The organism is Xenorhabdus sp. PB62.4 (genome assembly GCF_014467285.1).
Taxonomy (GTDB): domain Bacteria; phylum Pseudomonadota; class Gammaproteobacteria; order Enterobacterales; family Enterobacteriaceae; genus Xenorhabdus.
On record NZ_NKHR01000016.1, the window covers coordinates 57513 to 78866 of the forward strand.

The 21354-nt window shown below is 42.6% G+C and carries 21 protein-coding genes; 2 read left to right on the forward strand and 19 right to left on the reverse strand.

The genetic code is table 11. The features are described from left to right. Window position 1: 1 nt before the first annotated feature. The 15 genes from Xenpb_RS13515 to Xenpb_RS13585 form a co-directional block, all read right to left on the reverse strand. Window positions 2–778: a SagB/ThcOx family dehydrogenase gene (locus Xenpb_RS13515; RefSeq protein WP_187654803.1), complete on the reverse strand. Its 777-nt coding sequence runs from the start codon at window positions 776–778 to the stop codon at window positions 2–4. Next, window positions 759–1898: a SagB/ThcOx family dehydrogenase gene (locus tag Xenpb_RS13520; RefSeq protein ID WP_187654804.1), complete on the reverse strand. Its 1140-nt coding sequence runs from the start codon at window positions 1896–1898 to the stop codon at window positions 759–761. Before Xenpb_RS13520 ends, Xenpb_RS13515 begins: the two co-directional genes overlap by 20 nt. Then, window positions 1864–2961, reverse strand: a complete 1098-nt coding sequence (locus Xenpb_RS13525; RefSeq protein ID WP_187654805.1) for a SagB/ThcOx family dehydrogenase — start codon at window positions 2959–2961, stop codon at window positions 1864–1866. Before Xenpb_RS13525 ends, Xenpb_RS13520 begins: the two co-directional genes overlap by 35 nt. Window positions 2962–2965: 4 nt before the next feature. Further along, complete coding sequence (locus Xenpb_RS13530; protein ID WP_187654806.1) at window positions 2966–4342, reverse strand: MBL fold metallo-hydrolase; 1377 nt, start codon at window positions 4340–4342, stop codon at window positions 2966–2968. A 223-nt stretch (window positions 4343–4565) separates the two neighbouring features. Continuing rightward, a complete protein-coding gene (locus Xenpb_RS13535; protein ID WP_187654807.1) occupies window positions 4566–4751 on the reverse strand; it encodes a hypothetical protein in 186 nt (61 codons plus the stop codon). Between the two features lie 407 nt (window positions 4752–5158). After that, complete coding sequence (gene hpaA / locus Xenpb_RS13540; RefSeq protein ID WP_187654808.1) at window positions 5159–6064, reverse strand: 4-hydroxyphenylacetate catabolism regulatory protein HpaA; 906 nt, start codon at window positions 6062–6064, stop codon at window positions 5159–5161. Window positions 6065–6115: 51 nt separating this feature from the next. Beyond that, window positions 6116–7489 carry a 4-hydroxyphenylacetate permease gene (gene hpaX, locus Xenpb_RS13545; protein WP_187654809.1) on the reverse strand — a complete coding sequence of 458 codons (1374 nt, stop codon included), beginning with the start codon at window positions 7487–7489 and terminating at the stop codon, window positions 6116–6118. 141 nt (window positions 7490–7630) lie between these two features. Beyond that, window positions 7631–8437, reverse strand: a complete 807-nt coding sequence (hpaI, locus tag Xenpb_RS13550; protein WP_187654810.1) for a 4-hydroxy-2-oxoheptanedioate aldolase — start codon at window positions 8435–8437, stop codon at window positions 7631–7633. An 18-nt stretch (window positions 8438–8455) separates the two neighbouring features. Continuing rightward, window positions 8456–9259 carry a 2-oxo-hept-4-ene-1,7-dioate hydratase gene (gene hpaH, locus Xenpb_RS13555; RefSeq protein ID WP_187654811.1) on the reverse strand — a complete coding sequence of 268 codons (804 nt, stop codon included), beginning with the start codon at window positions 9257–9259 and terminating at the stop codon, window positions 8456–8458. 6 nt (window positions 9260–9265) lie between these two features. Next, window positions 9266–10738, reverse strand: a complete 1473-nt coding sequence (locus Xenpb_RS13560) for an NAD-dependent succinate-semialdehyde dehydrogenase (protein WP_187654812.1) — start codon at window positions 10736–10738, stop codon at window positions 9266–9268. Between the two features lie 60 nt (window positions 10739–10798). Continuing rightward, a complete protein-coding gene (locus Xenpb_RS13565; protein ID WP_187654813.1) occupies window positions 10799–11188 on the reverse strand; it encodes a 5-carboxymethyl-2-hydroxymuconate Delta-isomerase in 390 nt (129 codons plus the stop codon). Window positions 11189–11240: 52 nt separating this feature from the next. Next, window positions 11241–12104 (reverse strand): 3,4-dihydroxyphenylacetate 2,3-dioxygenase, encoded by an 864-nt coding sequence (gene hpaD / locus Xenpb_RS13570; RefSeq protein WP_187654814.1) that lies wholly within the window; start codon window positions 12102–12104, stop codon window positions 11241–11243. Between the two features lie 67 nt (window positions 12105–12171). Continuing rightward, window positions 12172–13638, reverse strand: a complete 1467-nt coding sequence (gene hpaE, locus Xenpb_RS13575) for a 5-carboxymethyl-2-hydroxymuconate semialdehyde dehydrogenase (protein WP_187654815.1) — start codon at window positions 13636–13638, stop codon at window positions 12172–12174. Further along, complete coding sequence (locus Xenpb_RS13580; RefSeq protein WP_187654816.1) at window positions 13635–14399, reverse strand: fumarylacetoacetate hydrolase family protein; 765 nt, start codon at window positions 14397–14399, stop codon at window positions 13635–13637. Before Xenpb_RS13580 ends, hpaE begins: the two co-directional genes overlap by 4 nt. Continuing rightward, entirely contained in the window at window positions 14396–15028 is a 633-nt protein-coding gene (locus Xenpb_RS13585; protein WP_187654817.1) for a fumarylacetoacetate hydrolase family protein, read from the reverse strand. Before Xenpb_RS13585 ends, Xenpb_RS13580 begins: the two co-directional genes overlap by 4 nt. Window positions 15029–15412: 384 nt before the next feature. Between Xenpb_RS13585 and hpaR the strand changes: the two genes are divergently transcribed. Continuing rightward, the gene (hpaR, locus tag Xenpb_RS13590) at window positions 15413–15862 is read left to right on the forward strand and encodes a homoprotocatechuate degradation operon regulator HpaR (protein ID WP_187654818.1); all 450 of its coding nucleotides are present in this window, start codon (window positions 15413–15415) and stop codon (window positions 15860–15862) included. A gap of 289 nt (window positions 15863–16151) precedes the next feature. Here the strand turns inward: hpaR and Xenpb_RS13600 are convergent, their stop codons facing one another. After that, the gene (locus Xenpb_RS13600; protein ID WP_187654820.1) at window positions 16152–17189 is read right to left on the reverse strand and encodes a zinc-dependent alcohol dehydrogenase family protein; all 1038 of its coding nucleotides are present in this window, start codon (window positions 17187–17189) and stop codon (window positions 16152–16154) included. Window positions 17190–17534: 345 nt separating this feature from the next. Between Xenpb_RS13600 and Xenpb_RS13605 the strand changes: the two genes are divergently transcribed. Further along, a complete protein-coding gene (locus Xenpb_RS13605; RefSeq protein WP_187654821.1) occupies window positions 17535–18299 on the forward strand; it encodes an SDR family oxidoreductase in 765 nt (254 codons plus the stop codon). Between the two features lie 59 nt (window positions 18300–18358). Here Xenpb_RS13605 and Xenpb_RS13610 read toward each other — a convergent pair whose 3' ends face one another. The 3 genes from Xenpb_RS13610 to Xenpb_RS13620 form a co-directional block, all read right to left on the reverse strand. Further along, a complete protein-coding gene (locus tag Xenpb_RS13610) occupies window positions 18359–19189 on the reverse strand; it encodes a hypothetical protein (protein WP_187654822.1) in 831 nt (276 codons plus the stop codon). 254 nt (window positions 19190–19443) lie between these two features. Next, complete coding sequence (locus tag Xenpb_RS13615; protein ID WP_187654823.1) at window positions 19444–20292, reverse strand: YwqJ-related putative deaminase; 849 nt, start codon at window positions 20290–20292, stop codon at window positions 19444–19446. A gap of 63 nt (window positions 20293–20355) precedes the next feature. Continuing rightward, window positions 20356–21315, reverse strand: coding sequence for a hypothetical protein (locus Xenpb_RS13620; protein WP_187654824.1), 960 nt, complete (start codon window positions 21313–21315; stop codon window positions 20356–20358). Between the last annotated feature and the right edge of the window lie 39 nt (window positions 21316–21354).

A 21354-nucleotide genomic window follows, 5' to 3' on the forward strand; every position in this document is an offset into this window, starting at 1 on the left:
ATCATCTCTCTATTTTCTTGCCCAAAACCATGGCGTAAATCACACACTCCCATGGGAAATTAAGCTGAAATGTTGAGGCACAGAGTTCATCGTCAAAACCACCAATAACAACATGTGGGATATCTAACTTAGTCGCAGCCAAACAAGCATTTTGGGCAATGTGTCCCGTTTCTAATAGCATGTAACGGTAACCACGATCACCATATTTGGGACAAATTTTCAATATCTCTCCAATCCACATGATAATTGCTGAAGTAGATGAATAATCGATGTGTTGTGTGCGAAAAAGCACTGAAAGATCAGAAGGCAAAATTATTTCTTTTTTTTCAAAAAGTTGAGAAGTTGATGGTTCATAAATAAAAGCTGCTAATGGTAAATTTTCTACTTCCTGGCAAAGAATCAAAGATGAAACGGGAAATAGTCCACCGGCTGAAGGAGTCGTACGGCATATACCTATTGGGCTGTCATGAGTGATACCATCAGCACACCATAAAATATCTAATAATTCATGAAGTGTGAGTGGTATTTTACCAAAGGTTCGCGTGGACTTTCGTGCACGCAATATTTCAGAAAAGTCAGATAATCGGGTATCATGTGGTAAATTATCCGGTTGTAAATTGTTTGGCTTCGATTCAAAAATTAAGTCTTCAAATGGAACAGATGGTTCAAAGAAATGCCCGAAACTTGACATAAAGTGAAAAGCTAAGCTGGATTTTGAATGTATTGGGAAGCGATCATCATCAGAAACATCTTCCCTATCAACCGATTGCGACGACATATAAAGGTGCCTCCTCATAACCATTCATACCCATGATACGGTTTGCGTAATCATCCTCAAAAGCCGGAGTTAAAAATGTACTGAAATGAAAAGCTGTACCAAGTAGTATATATTTTTGAGCCAATTCAGCTGTATTTATCATTAAGGTTCGATACGCTCTTGAGTGGCGATACCTATACATATAGCGTAACCAGATTGCAGATATTACAAAAGCGCAAGCACATCCTCGTATACGTTCTTGCCCAATACACATTTTAATCAACTCTTCACATAAATCACCATGGCGAATAAGAGCCACACGATGATCTAATGGGTCATAGTGATAGATACCAGCTTCTAAGCCAGATACATTGAACGCAAAAAAGTAACTTTCTAACGCTGTGAATGATGAGTTAAGTAATCTTTCTGGTTGACTATCGATATATTGTTCTGCTTCTTTTCTTAACCTACGTGTTTCAATATTGGCAAAATGTAGAATTGTACTTAATTCATTTTGATCAATTTGTTTTTTTTTCCAGGGACGGTTAGAGCGCCGCCTTAGAAGTAATTGGTCCATAGGTTCTTCTGGAAGCACCCCTGGAATAGGAAGGGTAATATATTTTTTATTGCTGTAAATCTTCCAAAAGTCGGGAATAGATTCTTTATTAATCAAATTAGACAGCGTATCACGCTGTTGTTTTATTGGATCATCCGCATTTCTATCTAAATATGGCAAGTTTCGTGTGCGTAGGTGCATCACGAGTGCTTCCATCCAACCTCGATCAATCCAATGTGAAACAGCTTCTTCTCGAGGATCAGTTACTGATGCATCTTGAATGATATTAGATTCATAGAGATTTGATATGACTTCCAATGCGGTATTTATATCAACTTCAAGAACCCTCGCAAATGTTTCACTGATAGTAGAAATAGGTTGAGAGCCAGAAATGTACGCTAGCGCACTTAATACTCTCGTATCATGCATAACATAGGTTTCTTCTTGTAAAAGAAGGTCTATGTGTATTGTTTTACCGAATCGAATACGAAAAAATGGATTTAGCTTAAGTTCATTCGGCATATCTATTATAGACACCATATTTTTCTCCCTAACCAATAAACGCAAATGATGAAGCGGCTTCATTCAATCCATCAATCCCAAGAAAGGCCTCGATGTCTTTCTCTGGAAGAGAATATCCTCGAAAAGAACGCCGTCCCATTGATGAAGCCAAATATGCTAATGTTTGCATGACATGACCAAGGTCATGCTGCATGACGCGATATGAGCGACCTTCTCGATAGCGGAACATGCTTCGTTCGAATATTGTCCCAAAGAGAAAGGCTAGGATAGGTTCGAAGCTAAGTCGTGAACGATGCCCAAGTACTTGCTCGAATAATAGTTCGCTATGATCCCCTGAAATCAGCAAAGATAACCCATGGCGCTTGACGCAATAATGGTAAAGACCTTTGGCTATGCCTAGGCAGTCTAAGATAACTATATAAGCCTCAGTAGGATGTCGGCTTCCCCCAGAGGGGGAGGTTTTTGCTACATGAGCGCCGGAGATAGGTAGGCGTCTTGTTGCGGTTTGACCGAAACTTAACTTTAGTAAATAACTCAACTCATCAATGTTGAATTGTCCTACTTTGTTACCTTCTGAAACATTTGTTGAAAAAATTTCATTCAATCCAAGTGTTTTTTTTACATTTACTTCAGAAAGATTGGGTAATTTAATAAAAGGTAAGTTTTCATAAATCTTATAATTAGAGGGAGGTGTTTCTTTTTTTAAATATGCGCGCATACCCATTTTATCTTCAAGCCCTTTAGGATCCTCAAGATAGTCCATCCTGATTAGCCTAGTCGTATAAAAATGATATTGTAGCGCTTCTCCCCAGCCATGTTCTTGCCAGGAATTTCTAAAATAATCTATATGCTTATGGGACTGGTCATCTTGTAATATTATCATTTTTATATCTATTAATTGATTAAAAGAAGCCTCAATAATTTCTTTAGATAAATCAAACTTTATGCTTATCTGGTTAATAGCATCATCCATATCAGTCCAATCAGATAGTATGGATTGAACAGCTAAGAACAATTTTTGGGTAAGAAGATCACTAAAATAATTATCTAAAGTTGATGTATTCCTAATAAATATTCCTCTAGGAGTACTCATTCCATTAACACCGAAAGCCATTTTAATCTTCATTATTTTAATCCTGTATTAATCGATTTGATTCTTTCGTTAACCAACGATTGAAATGAGTTTCTGGATCATTATTGAAATATAAGAAAATAGGATCTCTCACATCGTATCTTTGCACCTTAAACTCACCATCATTTGACTCAAAAATACGATGTAATGTCGAATACACCCTTGAATTAAAGTATAAAACGAAATAAGGTATTTCACCTGCTTCGCAGGCTAGTAAAGCAGAGGCGCAAATTCTAATATGTAATGAAGCATATGGAAGAGATTTTAATGAATGTTTTTCTAATGTTATCCCTGACTGGGAAAATTCTATAACATATTCTCTGGATATATTTGAAGGAAGAATAATCTCTATCCCATATTGAACCTGCTGTTTACACAATTTTGAAATAGGACCATCAGTTAATTTCTTTTGCATTTCTAACCATGGGGTAAGTTTATTTTTTAGCCAATCAAAAACAGCTTTTTCTAGGTTGTTAGCGCCAACACATTTCGGATCATCATCTAGAAGTAGGGGTAAATTCTTTGTCGGATCAACTCTGGGGCGATCGAAATCCCCTATACTTTTTACTATTGGAGAGGCCTGTGTATCTAAATTTGGTATTCCATTGACCACCGAAATCACATCACCAGGCAATAATGAAACCATTTCTATACCAAGTAGATAAGGTTTGATCTCTTCTATAAAGTCTTTTGGGTGCATCGGGAAACTATAATAATTTGCCCAGTCATATTTCTCTATGTATTTCATTCCAGAGCAATTTGGAGAAAACATTAATGGGGCAAGCGTTTTTATGCCTGTTAGCCTCTTCTCAATGTCCGTACTAGGAAAATCTAAGTCCCAATATGTTAAAAATCGATGTTGGACATCTGGATAACCACCTATTAGCACTGGAACCTGTTTACAAAATGTTTTTATACGTCGCACTTCACGAATATCTAAGTGAGAATCACCAGTAAATGAGACTACATTTTGTTCATCTTTTACGGTGCAACCGAATTCGAAATCTGCATGTTCTTGTTCACCGGTAAATAAAATTTTCAATGAAGATATTTCTATCCTATCGCCAGTTTCTGCAATTTGAGTATTACTAAATCCAAGCATATTTAAACATAATTTGACACTTGGCAATGGAGGGTAAATAACCAATGCATCGCGATTTAGCATAGATAAACTTTCTGGTTCAAAATGGCCTGGGTGTTGATGTGTAATAATTATCACATCGATTTTGGGTATTTGTTCAATATTTATTAATCGATCTGGGCATACTTGTGCAGTTCCAGCTTGAAATACAGATGTTAGCAACGGATCTATTAATATCGTTAGATCTGATGTTTCTATAAAATAGCAAGCATGACCTAAATATGTCCATTTCATAGGAATAACTCATTTAGTGATAGCGGAATTCTTTATTATAAGAAATTACCACCTTGTGATTAGTAAATTTCCTTTCTTGTCTTTAAGAAAATATGCTCCTTAGATACCACTTTTTTCTAAGGAACATATCTTCAGAAATATTTTAGACAAGAGGAGCTATAGATCAGTAAGTTATACCAATATTAAATGTAAATACCAATTAGTCTATATTTAAAACATATAGTTAGCGAATACAGCATTGTTCTATTAGTTTCTCTTCTAAAGAGTCAGTTTTTGATTTTATAATAAACAGGCCTTTCGGTTTGTCTGTTTTATTCGGCTCGATCATTTGTGCTGCTCTGCTGAGGTTTGCCGAAATTTTTTCAAGATCTTTATTCGAGGCATTGCCCAATATTTTAGAGCTTCTCATTTTTCATTCCTCATCTTTTTGAATAAAAGCATAAATTCTACTACATGTGGCTTATAACTCCATTTTGCTAAAAAATATATTGCATATCTCTAACAAACAACCTCAGTTTAATTTTTGAAAAACATTTAGCAGTGATATAAATCACAAAAATAACCTTAAAAATCTATGACTGTAGTATATTGTTTTGATAAATTGTTATTGAATTGAGTTCATGTGGTAATATAAGTTTTTATATAAAATAAAGATTTCCCTTTATAAATATGATAAATAATTTTAATTTTTTTATAAATATTTAATATTACTTATTGTAATAACGTAATTAGTCGAATCCGCCCACATTTTCTTTTCTTAATATTTTTTTTGTTAGTTTTCTAATTTCCAACAAAATATACAGGTTACTAAGCGAATTATTTCCCAACTAAATTCCTCTCCCGCCAAAGACTTGGTGAACACCCCACCAGCCGATTAAAAAACCGGGCAAAGTAAGCCGGATCTTTAAACCCAAGCTGATAGGCTATTTCAAATACCGGACTGTCACTAAACAGTAATAACCGCTTTGCTTCCCGCAATTGTTTGTCAAAAATTAATCGCTTTGGAGGTCGGTTGGCAAACCGTCGGCACATATCTTTCAGGCGAGACTCCGTAATCCCCAATTTTTCCGCGTATTCCGGTACGGCAAGATGTTGGTGATAATGTTGATCAATCAACTGGTTGAAGCGCTGAAATAGTTTTAACTCTCCCCGAACACCACCGGAATGATGATCATCAAGGGGAATACTGCGCAGCAGAAAGGTAAACAGTGACTGAGCCAGAAATGCCAGCGATTGTTCGCGCCCAACAAATTGGTTGGCAGATTCACGCCTGATTAAGGCCCAATAGTGGTTGAATGTTTTCAGTTCATCAGGTTTATCTGCTACAGAAAGGCAGATAGCAGGAATATCAACCACTTCCCGATGAGTAGGATAAAGTGAATTAAGCAACGGTGTAATTAATGACTGACGGACGGTCAGGACATAACCGTCCGTGTCTTCCTGCGTAAAAAAAGCATGGGGAACAGAAGGGGGAGTCAGGATAAATAGCGGGGCTTGTACGGAATAGTGCTGTTCATCCAGTTGCAGTTCAATTCGTCCTGTCACCAGATAATGCAGTTGGAAAAAACCATCATGGCGATGTGCCTGCATATCACGACCAAAAAACGCTGCCATGCGACCAAAAGTTTGATAATGCACATCATCCGATCCCTGAGTTTCATCATAATCCTTGCTGATATCGATATTGGTGATGATAGGTTTTGTGATGTTGGATACAGACATCGATTTTTCCCTCCTGTGCCGCGTTACTGGCCAAGATATTTTGCCTGTTATTTACGATGTTGTCCGTGATCTGGCATGTTGCATTGGGATAAACAAAACCATCAATGCTCCGATAACCAATAACCCTGCGACAAAATAGAGTCCTGCGTTGAAACTGCCGGTTTGATCTTTCAACCAGCCGATCAAAAGCGGGCTGACAGCAGATCCCACATTGCCCGTGGCGTTGATCACGGCGATCCCCACCGCTCTGGCGCGCAGACTGATCGATTGATCCGGTGTCGTCCAGAATACCGCCATGGCAGTGAACGATCCGGTGGAAGCCATGATGATCCCCAGTAGCTGTATCATGCTGTGGTCGGTAAGTGAAGTTAATATCCAGCCTGCGGCGGCAAACAGATAAGGCAGGGCGGTGTGCATCTTGCGTTCTTGCAGGCGGTCTGAGCGGCGGCTCCAGTAAATCATGCCCAAAATTGTGCAGAATTGCGGAATGGCAGTCAGAATGCCGATAATGACATGGCTACTGTTCTGATTGAAACTCTGCATAATCTGTGGCGTCCAGATGTTAATGGCGCTCAGGGTATTGGTCAGGCAGAAATAAGCGAAGGTATACATCAATACAATCGGGGTAAAAACTTCCCGCCATAAGCTGGTTTTTTGCAGAACAGGCGCGTTGGTGTGTTCCTGCGAAAGTTTATCGTTTTCTAGCATCTCCTGAAGGCATTGCTTATCTTCACGGGCCAGCCACTTGGCTTTTTCTGGTGAATCATCCAGATAAAACCAGACAACAAAACCAAGTAAAACAGAAGGGAAGCCTTCCAGCAAAAATAGCCATTGCCAGCCACGCAGATCCCAGATGCCGTCCATTTCCAGAATATAACCGGAGATGAGTGAACCAAATGCCATCGTTACGGGCATGGCGATCATAAACAGCGCATTGGCGCGGGCCCGATAATAGGTCGGAAACCAATAAGTCAGGTAGACCAAAATGCCGGGTAAGAAACCCGCTTCTGCAATGCCCACCAACATGCGCAGGATATACAGGCTGGTAGGACCGGTCGCAAACATCGTCGCCGTAGAAGCAATTCCCCATAACACCATAATGGTGGCAATCCAGCGGCGGGCTCCCACAATACTCAGCATGACATTGCTCGGAATGCCAAAAATCACGTAAGTGGCGTAAAACAGTGTGGCTGCCAGCCCGAACATGGTGGACGTCAAGCCAAGATCTTTCCCCATCGTTAAACCAGCAAAACCAATATTAATGCGATCTAAAAATGAGAAAACAAACAGGATAAAGAGAAAGAAAATCAGACGCCGGAATAATTTATTGATGACGTTTTGCTGTTGAGAAGTGAGTTTTTGGTGTGAATAAGCCGGATTATTTGATTTGGGTGATTTGGGTATAGCGTCAGGTGAAGTGCTCATTGTCGTTTCCTTTTTATTGTTATTAGGAAATTGAGTTATCAGGAAGTTGAGTTATCAGAAAATTCAAACTGCAATGGCAGATGTCGCGATCAACATCTGCGGTGTAGGGTATTGAGTCGTGTTGTTTTCGGTAATGAGTACTTAATAACTGCTGGATAATGGCGTGTTGAGTTCTTCCCGAATGTTGCCAAAACGTGCAGCCAGCGCGTTGGCAGCCCCTGTCAGTAAGCTTGTATCAATACCTACGGCAACAAACAGGGCGCCCATATTGAGGTAATGCTTAGCCTCATCAACATTGGTCATCAAAATGCCTGCCGCCTTACCAGAAGCCTTGATTTGACCTATCGCTTGTTCAATCGCTGTTTTAACTTCTGAATGCTGAGGATTGCCGATGTGTCCCATATCCGCACTGAGATCCGCAGGGCCGATAAATACGCCATCAACACCTTCGACTGCCGCGATTTCTGGCAGATTTTGCAGGGCTTCACGCGTTTCTACCTGTACCAACACACACATTTCGTCATTGGCGCGGGATAGATAGCCAGGAATGCGATTCCAGCGGGAAGCGCGTGCCAACGCACTGCCTGCCCCACGAATACCCGCAGGCGGGTAGCGAGTGGATCGAACCGCTTGACGGGCCTGTTCTGCGTTTTGAATCATTGGAAGTAACAATGTTTGAGCGCCAATATCCAACAACTGTTTGATGATCACCGGATCGTTCCACGGGGGGCGAACGACAGGCTGGCTTGGATAAGGGGCGATGCCCTGCAATTGAGCAAGGATGGTGGAAATATCGTTGGGGGCATGTTCGCCGTCAATCAACAACCAATCAAATCCTGTTCCTGCCAGAATTTCTGCACTGTAGCCACTGCATAGCCCGAGCCATAGTCCGATTTGTGGTTGTCCTGATTTTAGAGCTTGTTTAAACCTATTTGTTAATTGATCCATGATCGTACCTTAGAGATTTTAAACAAAGTGGCAGCTAATGGAGCCTAAGACACCATAATCGACATGAAAGGTATCACCTTTGCGCGCAGGGACAGGCCGGGTAAAGGAGCCAGACAAAATGATCTGGCCCGCTTCAAGTTGAACATCATGTGGTGCCAGTTTATTGGCAAGCCACGCCACGCCATTGGCCGGATGATTGAGAACGGCGGCTGCCACGCCGGATTCTTCAATCACGCCATTGCGGTAAAGCAGGGCGCTGATCCATCGAAGATCGAATTCATCTGGCTTGATCGGACGACCTCCCATGATGACACCACCATTGGCGGCATTGTCAGAAATCGTATCGAACACTTTACGCGGGCGCTGAGTATCAGGATCGATGTTGTGGCAGCGGGCATCAATAAGTTCCAGCGCCGGAATGACGTAATCTGTCGCGTTATAAACATCAAACAGCGTACAGTTTGGACCACGCAGGGGTTTTGCCAGTACGAAGGCCAGTTCGACCTCAATGCGTGGCACAATAAAGCGTTCGCAAGGGATATCACCGCCGTCCTGAAAAAACATATCATCCAGCAGGGCACCATAATCGGGTTCATTAATTTGTGAACTGGCCTGCATGGCTTTAGACGTCAGGCCGATCTTATGACCTTTGAGAACTCGGCCCTCCGTAATTTTCAAATTTACCCATTCGCGTTGAATGGCGTAAGCATCCTCAATCGTCATTTCTGGATAATCCAATGAGAGCTGGCGGATCTGCTCACGATTTTTTTCTGCCTGATGTAAACGGCGTGCAACCTGTGATACGACTTCTTGCTGTAGCATAGGAAATTAAGCTCCTTTAGCTTCTAATCCTCCAAAACAGAGGTATTTTACTTCCAGATAATCTTCGATACCGTAACGTGAACCTTCACGTCCCAGTCCCGACTGTTTGATACCGCCAAACGGCGCAATTTCGTTGGAAATCAGTCCCTCATTGATGCCTACCATACCGCTTTCCAGCGCTTCCGCCACGCGATAAATCCGGCCGATATCGCGGGAATAGAAATAGGCGGCCAAGCCAAATTCCGTGTCGTTGGCAATGCGGATGGCTTCGTCTTCATCACGGAATTTGAACAGGGGAGCCAATGGGCCGAATGTTTCTTCGTGGGCAACCTGCATGGATTCCGTAACATCGGCCAGAACCGTTGGTTCAAAGAACAAACCACCCAGAGCATGGGATTTACCCCCTGCCAGAATACGTGCGCCGTTGGAAACCGCATCGCTGATATGAGCCTGTACTTTCTCCACTGCGGCCTGATTAATCAGTGGCCCTTGTTGTGACCTGGTGTCAGTGGCCGGCCCGACATGAAGCTGTTTCACTGCTTGTGCTAAACGTTCCGCAAACACATCGTAAATGCCTTCCTGTACCAGAATCCGGTTGGCACAAACACAAGTTTGCCCGCTGTTACGGAATTTCGCTGCCATTGCACCTTCTACAGCAGCGTCAAGATCAGCATCATCAAACACGATGAAAGGCGCGTTGCCACCCAGTTCGAGGGAGAGTTTTTTCACGGTATCAGCACTTTGTGCCATCAATAACTTGCCAACACGTGTAGAACCGGTAAACGAAAGTTTGCGTACGATAGGACTTGAAGTCAGTACTTCTCCGATCGCTTTGGCATCTATTCCGGTGACGATATTCAGGACACCGGCCGGAATTCCAGCTTTCTCTGCCAATACAGCCAGTGCCAACGCAGAGAGTGGCGTTTCAGCCGCAGGTTTCAGAACCACCGTACACCCCGCCGCCAGTGCAGGCCCGACTTTACGGGTGATCATCGCATTGGGGAAATTCCACGGTGTAATGGCAGCAACAACGCCAATGGGCTGCTTAATGGTGGCAAGACGTCGGCCCGGCATTGGGGAAGGGAGGGTTTCACCGTAAATGCGTTTGCCTTCTTCTGCAAACCATTCGATAAAACTGGCACCGTAAGCAATTTCTCCCATTGCCTCCGCGTGGGATTTACCCTGTTCCGCACTCATTATTTCAGCCAGAGCGATTTGATTTTCCATAATCAAATGGAACCATTGCTTGAGCTTTTGGCTGCGCTGCTTGGCGGTTAACGCCCGCCATGCAGGAAGCGCATGGTTAGCGGCTTCAATGGCAGATTGTGTCTCTGTTGCTCCCAGATTACTGACATTGGCAATGATTTCACCATTGGCAGGGTTAGTCACTCCAAAGGTCGCTTTATTTTCTGCATCAACCCATTGACCGTTGATATAAGCCTGTTGGCGCAGCAATGATGTATCCAGATAACTTGTCATAGTTTCCTCTTTATTTAAAAAAACAGACGCGAGTGATCTTAATTATGCCACCTATCGTCGTTACTCTTTTGCTTTAAACAGGCTATGAACGTTATTGGATTTATAATTCAGCACAGGATCGAGCTCTTCCATAGTGAAAGAGAGGCCAAGATAACGCTGCGCCATTAAATCGGCGAAATGCGCTTTGATTAAGGCAAATAACATCTCTCCGACTTTCTGCCGATCTTCAAGGCTGCGTCCGGCACCAATTTTCAATGTCATATGAACAAATGCGTAATCTTGTTTTCCATCCGCCATTTGCCAGGTATCCAACCAAATGGCGCGACTGCGAATACCGCCCAGAGGGAAGATGCCCGTCTCTGCCAGCGCTTGGTTCACTTTGGCAAATAATTCCGGCAAGTTGGCTTCTTTGCGGATATTTTCAGTACACTCTGCATAAAAATGTGGCACGGTTTACTCCTGTTGGCATCAATTTTATCGACGGCCTTTTCATTAATGTCTGCTACTTATTAATCGTGTCCGGTAATGGGAAAATGGCGTTAACCTGCCCTGTACCTGAACTTGCGAACAGTTCTGTCAGAAATTCCACTTTGCCGTCATATTTATCCCAACCGAGCAGGCCAAGCAGCATTACGGTATCGTGCATATTGCCTTCTCCCCGGCAATACTGTGCATATTCCGGCAGCATCTTGCAGAATTCCTTGAACTTGCCCTCTTTCCAAAGCTGTACAACACGGCGATCCATTTGCTCATCAAACTCGCGGGTATAACTGTTCATGCCTTCTTCGGCGCGTTGATCATCAATAAAGCTGTGCGACAACGAGCCGCTGGCCAGCACTGCAACCGTGCCATCGTATTTCTCAATGGCCCGTAAAATGGCTTCTCCCAATTTGCGGCTATCTTCAAAAGCGTGGACAGTACAAAAGGCAGAAATTGAAATCACCTTGAAACGGCGGTCACTGTTCATATAGCGCATTGGCACCAGCGTGCCATATTCCAGCTTCAGGCTCTGGATCTCGTGTGATTGAGCACGAACTCCCATCTGACGCGCCTCTTCCGCAATCATCCGCCCCAATTCAGGATTACCGTCGTACTCATAGGTCATGTCACGGATAAAATGTGGTAGCTCATTGCTGGTATAGATGCCAGAAAAATGGTCAGTACAGTTAATATGATAGGCGCTGTTAACCAGCCAATGGGTGTCGAAAACGATAATGGTATCGACACCCATTTCACGACAACGGCGGCTGATCTCTTTATGTCCGTCAATGGCACTTTGTCGGCAGCCGTGATGCTTGCCCGGCAGTTCAGACAGGTACATAGAAGGCACGTGTGTAATTTTCGCAGCTAACGCTAACTTTCCCATAAACCCTCACTTAATATTAGGATGGCCAACTGTGGTTAACGCTGGAATTTATTTCATTCCTGATTGATCAAACGCCCCAACGGGGAATCGGATGATCGCCCATAGAGATACAAACGTTCTTCACTTCGGCAAAGACTTCGAAGCTGTATTCCCCGCCTTCACGCCCGACACCGGAGGCTTTGATTCCACCAAATGGCTGGCGCAGGTCACGGACATTTTGCGAATTGACGAACACCATACCCGCTTCAATGCCACGCGCCAGACGCAAAACTTTGCTGACATCCTGTGTCCAGATATAGGATGCAAGGCCATATTCCACGTCATTAGCCATGCGCAGCCCATCCTCTTCGCTCTTGAATGGTAGCAGGCAAGCAACAGGGCCGAAGATCTCTTCCTGTGCGACACGCATACTGTTATCCACATCAGCCAATACAGTGGGGTGCAGGAAATTGCCATTTTTCAGATGGGCAGGCAAACCAGTGGGTTTATCGGGGCCACCCGCTAACAATGTTGCACCTTCTTCGATCCCCAAACGGATATAGTTGGAGACTTTTTCCCAGTGTTGTTGGCTGATTAAGCTGCCAACCTGAGTATTGAGATCGTTGGGATCGCCGACGCGAAGCCGATTGGCACGTTCGGCAAAGCGTTTAACAAATTCGGGGTAAATACTTTCTTGAATGAAAATACGGGAACCTGCCGTACAACGCTCGCCATTTAGGGAGAAAATGGTGAATAGCGCGGCATCCAGCGCGCGTTCAATATCGGCATCTTCAAAGATCAGAACGGGGGATTTTCCACCCAACTCCATGGAATATTTTTTCAGCCCGGCATTCTGCATGATTACGCGACCGGTAGCTGTTCCACCCGTAAAAGAAATAGCGCGCACATCGTGATGTTTTACCAGCGCATCACCTGCGGTGTTACCGTAACCCTGTACCACATTCAATACGCCTGCCGGAATACCGGCTTCCAGCGCCAGCTCTCCCAGACGATTAGCCGTGAGTGGTGAAAGTTCGGACATCTTTAAAACAGCCGTATTTCCCAGAGCCAGACAAGGGGCGACTTTCCATGTTGCCGTCATGAAAGGCACATTCCATGGGGAGATCAATGCACAAACCCCGACAGGCTGAATCAAGGTATAATTGAGCATCTTGTCATCAACGGGATAAGTGCGCCCGTTCATTTGCTGGCAAATTTCAGCGAAGAAATTAAAATTCTGGGAAGCCCGTGGGATCAACACATTTTGTGTCTGGTGGATGGGCAGACCGGTATCCTTCGTTTCCATTGCAGAAATTTCAGGAACATTTTGATCAATGAGTTCTCCCAAACGGCGCATCAGGCGAGCCCGCTCCTTCATCGGGGTATTAGCCCATTTCGGGAAAACTTCTTTGGCAGCAGCAACCGCCTGATCAATCTCTGCTTGCCCGCCAGAAGCCACTTCAGCCAGCACCTCACCGGTTGCGGGATTTGTTGTTTCGAAATAGGTTTTGCTATCAACGTTCTTGCCGTTGATCCAATGATTGATAATAGTCATGACAAACTCTCCTCATATTCTTGCTGGCTGACAATGTGATTCACCAGACGACCAACATCTTCAACTTCCACGATAACTTCATCCCCGGGGACAACATTGGACAGCCCTTTTGGGGTTCCGGTGGCAATCATGTCGCCCGGTTGCAATGTCATGAAATCGCTGAGATAGGTAATCAGGAAAGGAATGTCGAAGATCAAATCGGCGGTTGTGCCCTGTTGACGTAACTCACCATTAACCCAGGTTCTCAGGGCCAGCTTATGGGGATCGGCGATCGCATTCTTATCCACGATCCAAGGGCCGATTGGCGTGAGCGTATCCCGGCTTTTTACACGCAAATTGGGACGATAATAATTTTCCAGATAGTCACGGATGGCGTAATCATTACAAACGGTATATCCCGCAACGTAATCCATCGCATTTTCTCTGGAAACTTTATGTGCGGGTTTGCCAATCACGACAACGAGTTCTGCTTCATAATGCATGTACTCCACATTGTCGGGGCGGACAGAAACCTGACGGTGGCCTGTTAAGCTATTGGCGGCCTTGATAAATACAAGAGGTTCTTCCGGTGGCTTAAACTCCAGTTCTGTTGCGTGATCGGCATAATTCAGCCCCAACGCAAACAGGGTTCCGTTGGCGGGAGGAAGCCATATAGCATCTTCACTGTTTACCGTACTGCCATTGGGCAGGAGAATATTTTCCTGCTCATCTACGGTGACATTCAGTTCCTGACCCTGATAATAAATTTTGGCGTGTTTCATGCCTGACCTCCTGCGAGTACGACCCTATTTTCCAGGTTGGGGAAGCCTTCAGCCTTGATTGTGATTTGATCACCGGAACGGAGAGTGGCGCGTTGATGGGGAGTTCCCAACAGGATGACATCACCTTCTTTCAGTGTGGCGAATTCACTTAATGCCACCAGCAATTCCTGCGCTGAACGGACAAGATCTTTGGTTGACCAGCGATCAACTTCCTGCCCATTAATCTCAGTCACTATATCAAGCAATTCCACGGATCTTATCTTGCTCATTTGACCTATCGGGCAAAAACCATCCCGACATTTCGCTTTAATCGCGGGACGGTAAAACGATGTTTCTGGTAGGCTGACTTCATTTGCTAAGGCATATCCGGCAATGTACTGATCCGCATCCTGAATAGAGACTTTACGGGCGGTTTTTCCAATCAGCATTGCCAGAGTTGCGCCGCTTTGTACCGTTTCTCCGGCAGGATGAGGAATCACATCCCCTGAGCCAATGACAGTATTGCGGGGTTTGATAAACCAAATTGGAGTTTTTGGCGGTGTTTTATAGGGTGCTTCGTGAAATGCCCCATTCCAGAAATCGATCTGGCTACGATGGTTTAGGGCGACGGCAAAGACGGTGCCTTTCATTGACAACTCCTTGTAACCTAAGCGGCTTATAGAGAGAATGTTATTAATATATTAATAAATCATGTTCGGGCAATCTTCAATATGTTAATTTGATTGTTAATTTTAATTGTGATCTATGTAACAACACTTTATTGCTGATCATTTTTACTACATAAAGATCAGCCTGTTATATTTTTAACCAAGGTCATTTGGGTTCGTATTTAACTTATTGTTAACTTTTTAGGAATGGGATGATTTTATTTATTTGTTAATGTTGAAGTCTTTCTCCTTTGTGGATGATTATGAGCGTGTTAGTCTTTTTGGTGTTCATGTTGTCTATAATAAATAGCGTGGGCGTTAAACTTATAGAATGACTAGCGATTAACTAAAGAGTCACTTTTACTTATGCATGAATCCTTAACAATTGCATTGCTTCAAGCGAGAGAAACCGCGATGGGTTTTTTTCGGCCTATTTTGAAGAGCTATAATTTAACTGAACAGCAGTGGCGTATTATTCGTGTACTTGCAAGTAGCCGTTCTATTGATTTTCATGATCTAGCTTGTCTCACTTGTATCCTTCGTCCAAGCCTGACAGGCATTTTGACACGTATGGAGCGTGATGGGCTTATCTTCCGCCTGAAGCCTATGAATGATCAGCGTAAGCTGTATGTTTCTTTAACTCCGGCTGGGCAGGAACTCTATGAGCAGGCAAAAGGGCAGATTGCTGAGGGTTATCTGGCGATTGAAAACGCTTTTTCTCCAGAAAAATTGGCCCAACTTTTAGGGTTATTGGATGAATTTATTGCTATCGGGAATCTTTCTCAAGAAGATTTGGATGAAGAAAGCGAACTATAGATTGATGGTTTATTAATGTATTAATAATTTAATTGATTAATACATTAAGTGTAATATCAAATCAAATGTAATATCACATATAGTATCCAACATAGTATAAAGGCCGCCGTAATGAATTGCATAGGAACGTTGATGCAGTATATTGCGGCGGTTTTTCTGTTTTATATCAGAGGGAATGTTTTAAGAACGCTGGTGGTTTTTATTAGAAAAATTAAAGCATCTCCCTTCACCAATACCTATGACTTTGAGCAGGAAGAGGGCAATCCGGCTACTCTTCCTGCTATACCTGTTATGCTGACAAGACAATTTTCAATGCCTTCTCTTGGGCTGCATGACTAAATACTTCATAAGCAGTTTCTATTTCATTCAATGGATAATGATGGGTGACCAGCTTTTCAGGTGCAATTTTGCCGGATTGGACGCTTTTCAGCAGCATGGGAGTACTGCTTGTATTTACCAGTCCAGTGGTAAGGGTAATGTTTTTGATCCAGAGATTTTCCAGATGCAGATCAACGGATTTGCCGTGGACACCAACATTGGCAATGAATCCACCTGCTGCGATGATATCCTGGCATATTTTGAAAGTTGCGGGGATCCCCACACACTCAATAGCGACGTCTACACCAATACCGTCAGTCAGTTTGTTGATGGTTTCTACTACATTTTGTTTTGTCGGGTTGATAACCGTGTTAGCACCAAACTGCCGGGCGACGCTAAGGCGGTTATCATCAGTATCGATCATGATGATATGTGCCGGGGAGTAAAATTGTGATGCCAGTAACGCTGATAACCCGACTGGCCCCGCGCCAATTAAGGCGATAGTTTGTCCCGGTTGGACCCTGCCATTGATAACACCGATTTCAAGGCCAGTTGGCAGGATGTCGCTGAGCATTAATGCCGCTTCTTCATTGACACCTCCCGGCAGACGATGCAGGCTATTATCAGCATGGGGGATCCGTACTTTTTCTGCCTGTGTACCATCGATTTTATGCCCCAGGATCCAGCCCCCATCTTTACAGTGTGCATAAAGCTGGCGTTTACAATAGGTACAACTACCACAGACGGTGATACAGGAAATAATCACCTTGTCACCGACTTTGATATTGCGGACCGACTCCCCAATTGATTCAACGATCCCAATACCTTCATGGCCCAATGTCCGGCCTTGTCCGACAGTGGGAACATCTCCCTTGAGGATATGCAGATCTGTGCCACAGATGGTAGTTTTGACGATGCGGACGATAGCATCTGTTGGTTCAATGAGTTGAGGTGGTGCTTTTTCTTCCCAGCGTTTTTTTCCGGCTCCGTGATAAACAAGTGCTTTCATATAACCCCCTTCACAGGTGATGATTGTGGTTTTATGGTGTTAAAAACTACAGTAATCCAGCACACGATTTACGTTATCTGCTGCCTACAGTTTAGCAGATGTCAACGTTTTCGATCTTCAGAATGCTCTCTGAATCAGTCGTAAAATAGAATATGACGAATATATTCAGGAAAACGTTCGTATTTGAAACATGATTAAAGTTTTTTCAGATAGCACAAAAATAGCACAAAACAGTAGAACGATGGTGAAAGTTCTCAAGTAAGATTGGCTTTCTAAACAGTGAATTATCAATAAATCTGACGGTTCCTCATCCCGCTTTATAATTGATATAAGGATAGCCACATAATGTTTAATGAAGCCAGCGGAACAAGCAAGTTAAAAGGTAAGCGAGTTGTAGTCACAGGCGGTGGCCGCGATTTTGGGCAAGCGGTTTCTGTTTGGTTAGCGCGTGAAGGGGCGTATGTTGATCTCTGTGCCCGCCAATTAGCCAGCGCGAAAGCAACCTGTGAGATTATTCATCGTGAAGGTGGTACGGCCCGGGGTTATCAGTGTGATATGAGTGATACCGGCTCTGTTCGCGACTTTGCCAGTCAATTACTGCAAGACGAACAACCTATCGATATCCTGATATTAAGTGCCGCCCAATGGCTGGAAGGGCATTTGGGGGAAGGGGACAGCGATGCTGATATCGTTAGCACCGTCAATTCCGGTATAACGGGTTCTATCCTGCTGACCAAAGCATTACTGCCGAGCCTGCGTCAGTCACAAGGTGCCGATATCGTTGCTATGGTATCGGTTTGTGGTATTCCTCAATTTACCGAATCCGTTGCTCATCCAGCATTCTTTGCTGCCAAACATGCCATGAGTGGCTTTAGCCAGAATTTAGCCCATCACCTGAGTAAAGAAAATATTCGTGTAACCGGGCTTTATCCCCCTGATTTTGAACTTAATGGTTTTGATGAAGTGCTGGATGACCATAAAACCATGGGAGAGAAAATGCTTAACGGTCGTTCCGTATGGGAAACGCTACGGTTTGTGATCACCCAACCCCGTAGTTGCCACATTAAAGCCGTTTACTTTCAGGGGCCGACTTTTAAGGATTTTGCATAGTATAAAGCTGGCTAAGTTCTTTTTGAGTTAGCCAGCCCAATTCAGTAATACTAACTTATTTATTGATTAGCGCTTTTGGGATACCTGTTTTTAGGGTGATAATTATTCCATTTTTCTTCAGCAAACACTTCACTGTGAGGGATTGCTTTCCCATCCCGCCAAAATTTTAAATTCTGCTTAACGGCTTCGATATCTTTATGGCGATATAGCCAACGTAATTCACTGGACGTTATACTTGCACCGTGATCCTTTTTTGATATCACGGTATTAATATCATCCCCAATAGTATCAGCTAAAAAATGAACAGGGGCTTTTCTGTGCATTAACTGATATTCCAATCCGGCTTTACTTGTTTTTTTCCAGAGCGGTACTGCCGCGCCCAGTGATGGGTTTCTCATTAATGCTGTTAAGAGTGCTTCATCATTTTTAACATTGTATTTAGGATGAGTAGAGAGAAATTCCCTAAACCCCATCGCACGTTTGTAATCATGTAACTCTTTTTTGATACTTTTATCGCTGGCATATTCTGTTGGTTTATTGGTATCCCAGACAGCATTGGTTATGTCATTTTGTATCAGTATATTGTTTTTTATCTTTTCCTTTTTTCCAAGAAATTGACCGAATCTGGAAAAAAATGTTTTTGAAGAATCTGGTGCAGGGCCTTTACGCTTAAATCCCATTTTGTCTAGCTTTGATAACGCACTAGCCCTTGGTGCATCCAGACCATAGAGAATATCACCTTGTTTAAATTCATTGATGAGAAACGGTGTTGCTGTTTCTTGTTGTGAGGTAGGTTCCAGACTTTGATCAATAAGTTGATTATTAGGCGAAGCATTATTTGAAGGGTTTTTTGAATACTTTCTCTTTTCTTTATTTTCATATACGGGCATAACGATTCCTTAATATTTCAATCGGGATGATCGGTTATTTTTCTGGTTCTTATAGGGCTTCAATCTTTTTACATCTTTCCATGTTCAATGAGAATGTGGCGATTTATATGGGTAATGAGTGGCTTAAATGATTATTTTTTTATAATTATAAATTGGCAATAATAATTGAAATTAATTCTATGATTAGGCCGCAAAATAGTTTGTGTATTACGATTTTTCTATGGAACCTTGTTCAGGTTCACAAAGGGAGTCACTTATTGACTTAGTGACTGAGAACGATGGCGTTTTGCTACCTGCTTAGAAAAATTGCTGCCTGCACTGTCAACCGTTCCTGTAATCACATTGGCCGGTGATTGAATAATACCAGAGCAATTATGGCAAGCAGGGAAGTCTTGCCCGGCATTCGCTGTGGTCAGCCGTTTGGTGAAAATGGATGATTGAAACATTGCTTTGGTATAGCGTGCTGGATTAAGAGGTTCATTCTGATCTGCTGCAATAAGTATCTGATTCAACGCTTGTACTTCGGCATGCAGACCGGCAATACCTGCCATTGTCGGCAAAATGCCCCCGTTATGTGCAATATGATTTTCAACCAGACGTTGAGTCATCGGGTGTAGCGTTTGCCCATTTTTTTCATACATGTCTTGCAGCCCTGAGATAAACTGACTCATATCGCTTACCCGGTATTCCGTTGCTGTATCATCTCTCAGTGTGCGTACTATATTATTGCTAGGTTTGTTTTTATAACCACTTTCTGGTGTGTTGATCGGAATTGTTTTCCGAGGCAGCAGTTCCACACCGGGAAATAATTTTCCACGACCTAGGTTTCGGTTGTTGTCTTTAAAATTAATAAAACCATCTTGATAGGTATTATTATGCAAATAACCAGCATGGGCTGCATAGTTTTGTAATGCTTTTTTGCTCTCCTTTTTAAGAATCGAGCCAGTTTTATTCTGGAATCTTGCCATGTAAGGCGATAGCAGACCTTGATAGGCAGCGGAAACTCTTTCTGTATCGGGTTTATCGAGATGTAAAGCATCCAAATTCCTATTTAACTCTGACTTTTTTTTATAAATCATTTTATTGTCATAACTGTATGCCATTGTATCCTCTGAATTCTTGATTAAGGTTTGTTGATGTTTACTATAAATACCACTATGAATTAATTATTCATCTCTATTTTCTGATGAAAGTTTTAGTACTTGTTTATTAATACTATTAATTCTGATTTCTATTTTATTTTTTGCCCTCACCAGTGTATCTAAAGTTAATTTATCTCTCTTTATTTTAGAGAATAACCCAGTAAGGGCCATTTCATCATCCCCATATTCTCTGCGCATAAAATTAACTGCGTCAGAATGGCTCTCATTTATCACTTCACTAATTTTTTTAGTGAAATCCAATATATGTTCAGCCTTATCTTTGCTGAGTTTTCCTGATGCTTTATAATGCGATACAGCCAAATCAGCAAGTTGATATACAGGGATTTTAACCGGAGATAATTTACCCGCAAGTTGTGATGTTAGCAGGTTAGCCGCGGTGACTTTCAAATTATCTTTGTTAGTTTCAGTTTTAATTGTTTTCGTTATCAAATTCTTATCATAATTATTGATATCTAATATCATATTTCTTGTTTTAGGATAAGGATGTACAATTCCAAGCTGATCATTTAATTTTCCGACAGCTTTCTTGCTAATATAATTTAATCCGGTACTTGATGCCATACCTACCCCTGTACCAACAATAGTTCCTACTGGACCAGCTATGGCTGTTCCTATTGCTCCCCCAATAGCACCACTGGCAGCCGTTCCGGCTGTACTTAATACAGATTGTAGTGCAGTGGTTCCTATATTTTTTGCCAGGTTAATTTTTGAAGACTCAGTGGAGTCCATTGATTTTAAAGTGAGATCTAATTTCTTTAAATGCTCCTTGGTAACAACCATAAATTTGTAATATTGAGAAATATTTTCTTTCCAAAATTTATAATTTCGAATTTGATCTAGAGTAATGAGATCGTTTCCCGGTATTATATATGAATTTAATCTTGTCTCCGATGTAAAGCTACCTAGATCGCTATCGATAGAATGTGTTTGTACTGGCGCGGCCTCTCTGAGATATCCAGGCATATTATATTTCCTTTTAGTTTAAGTATATATTGAAGTTTA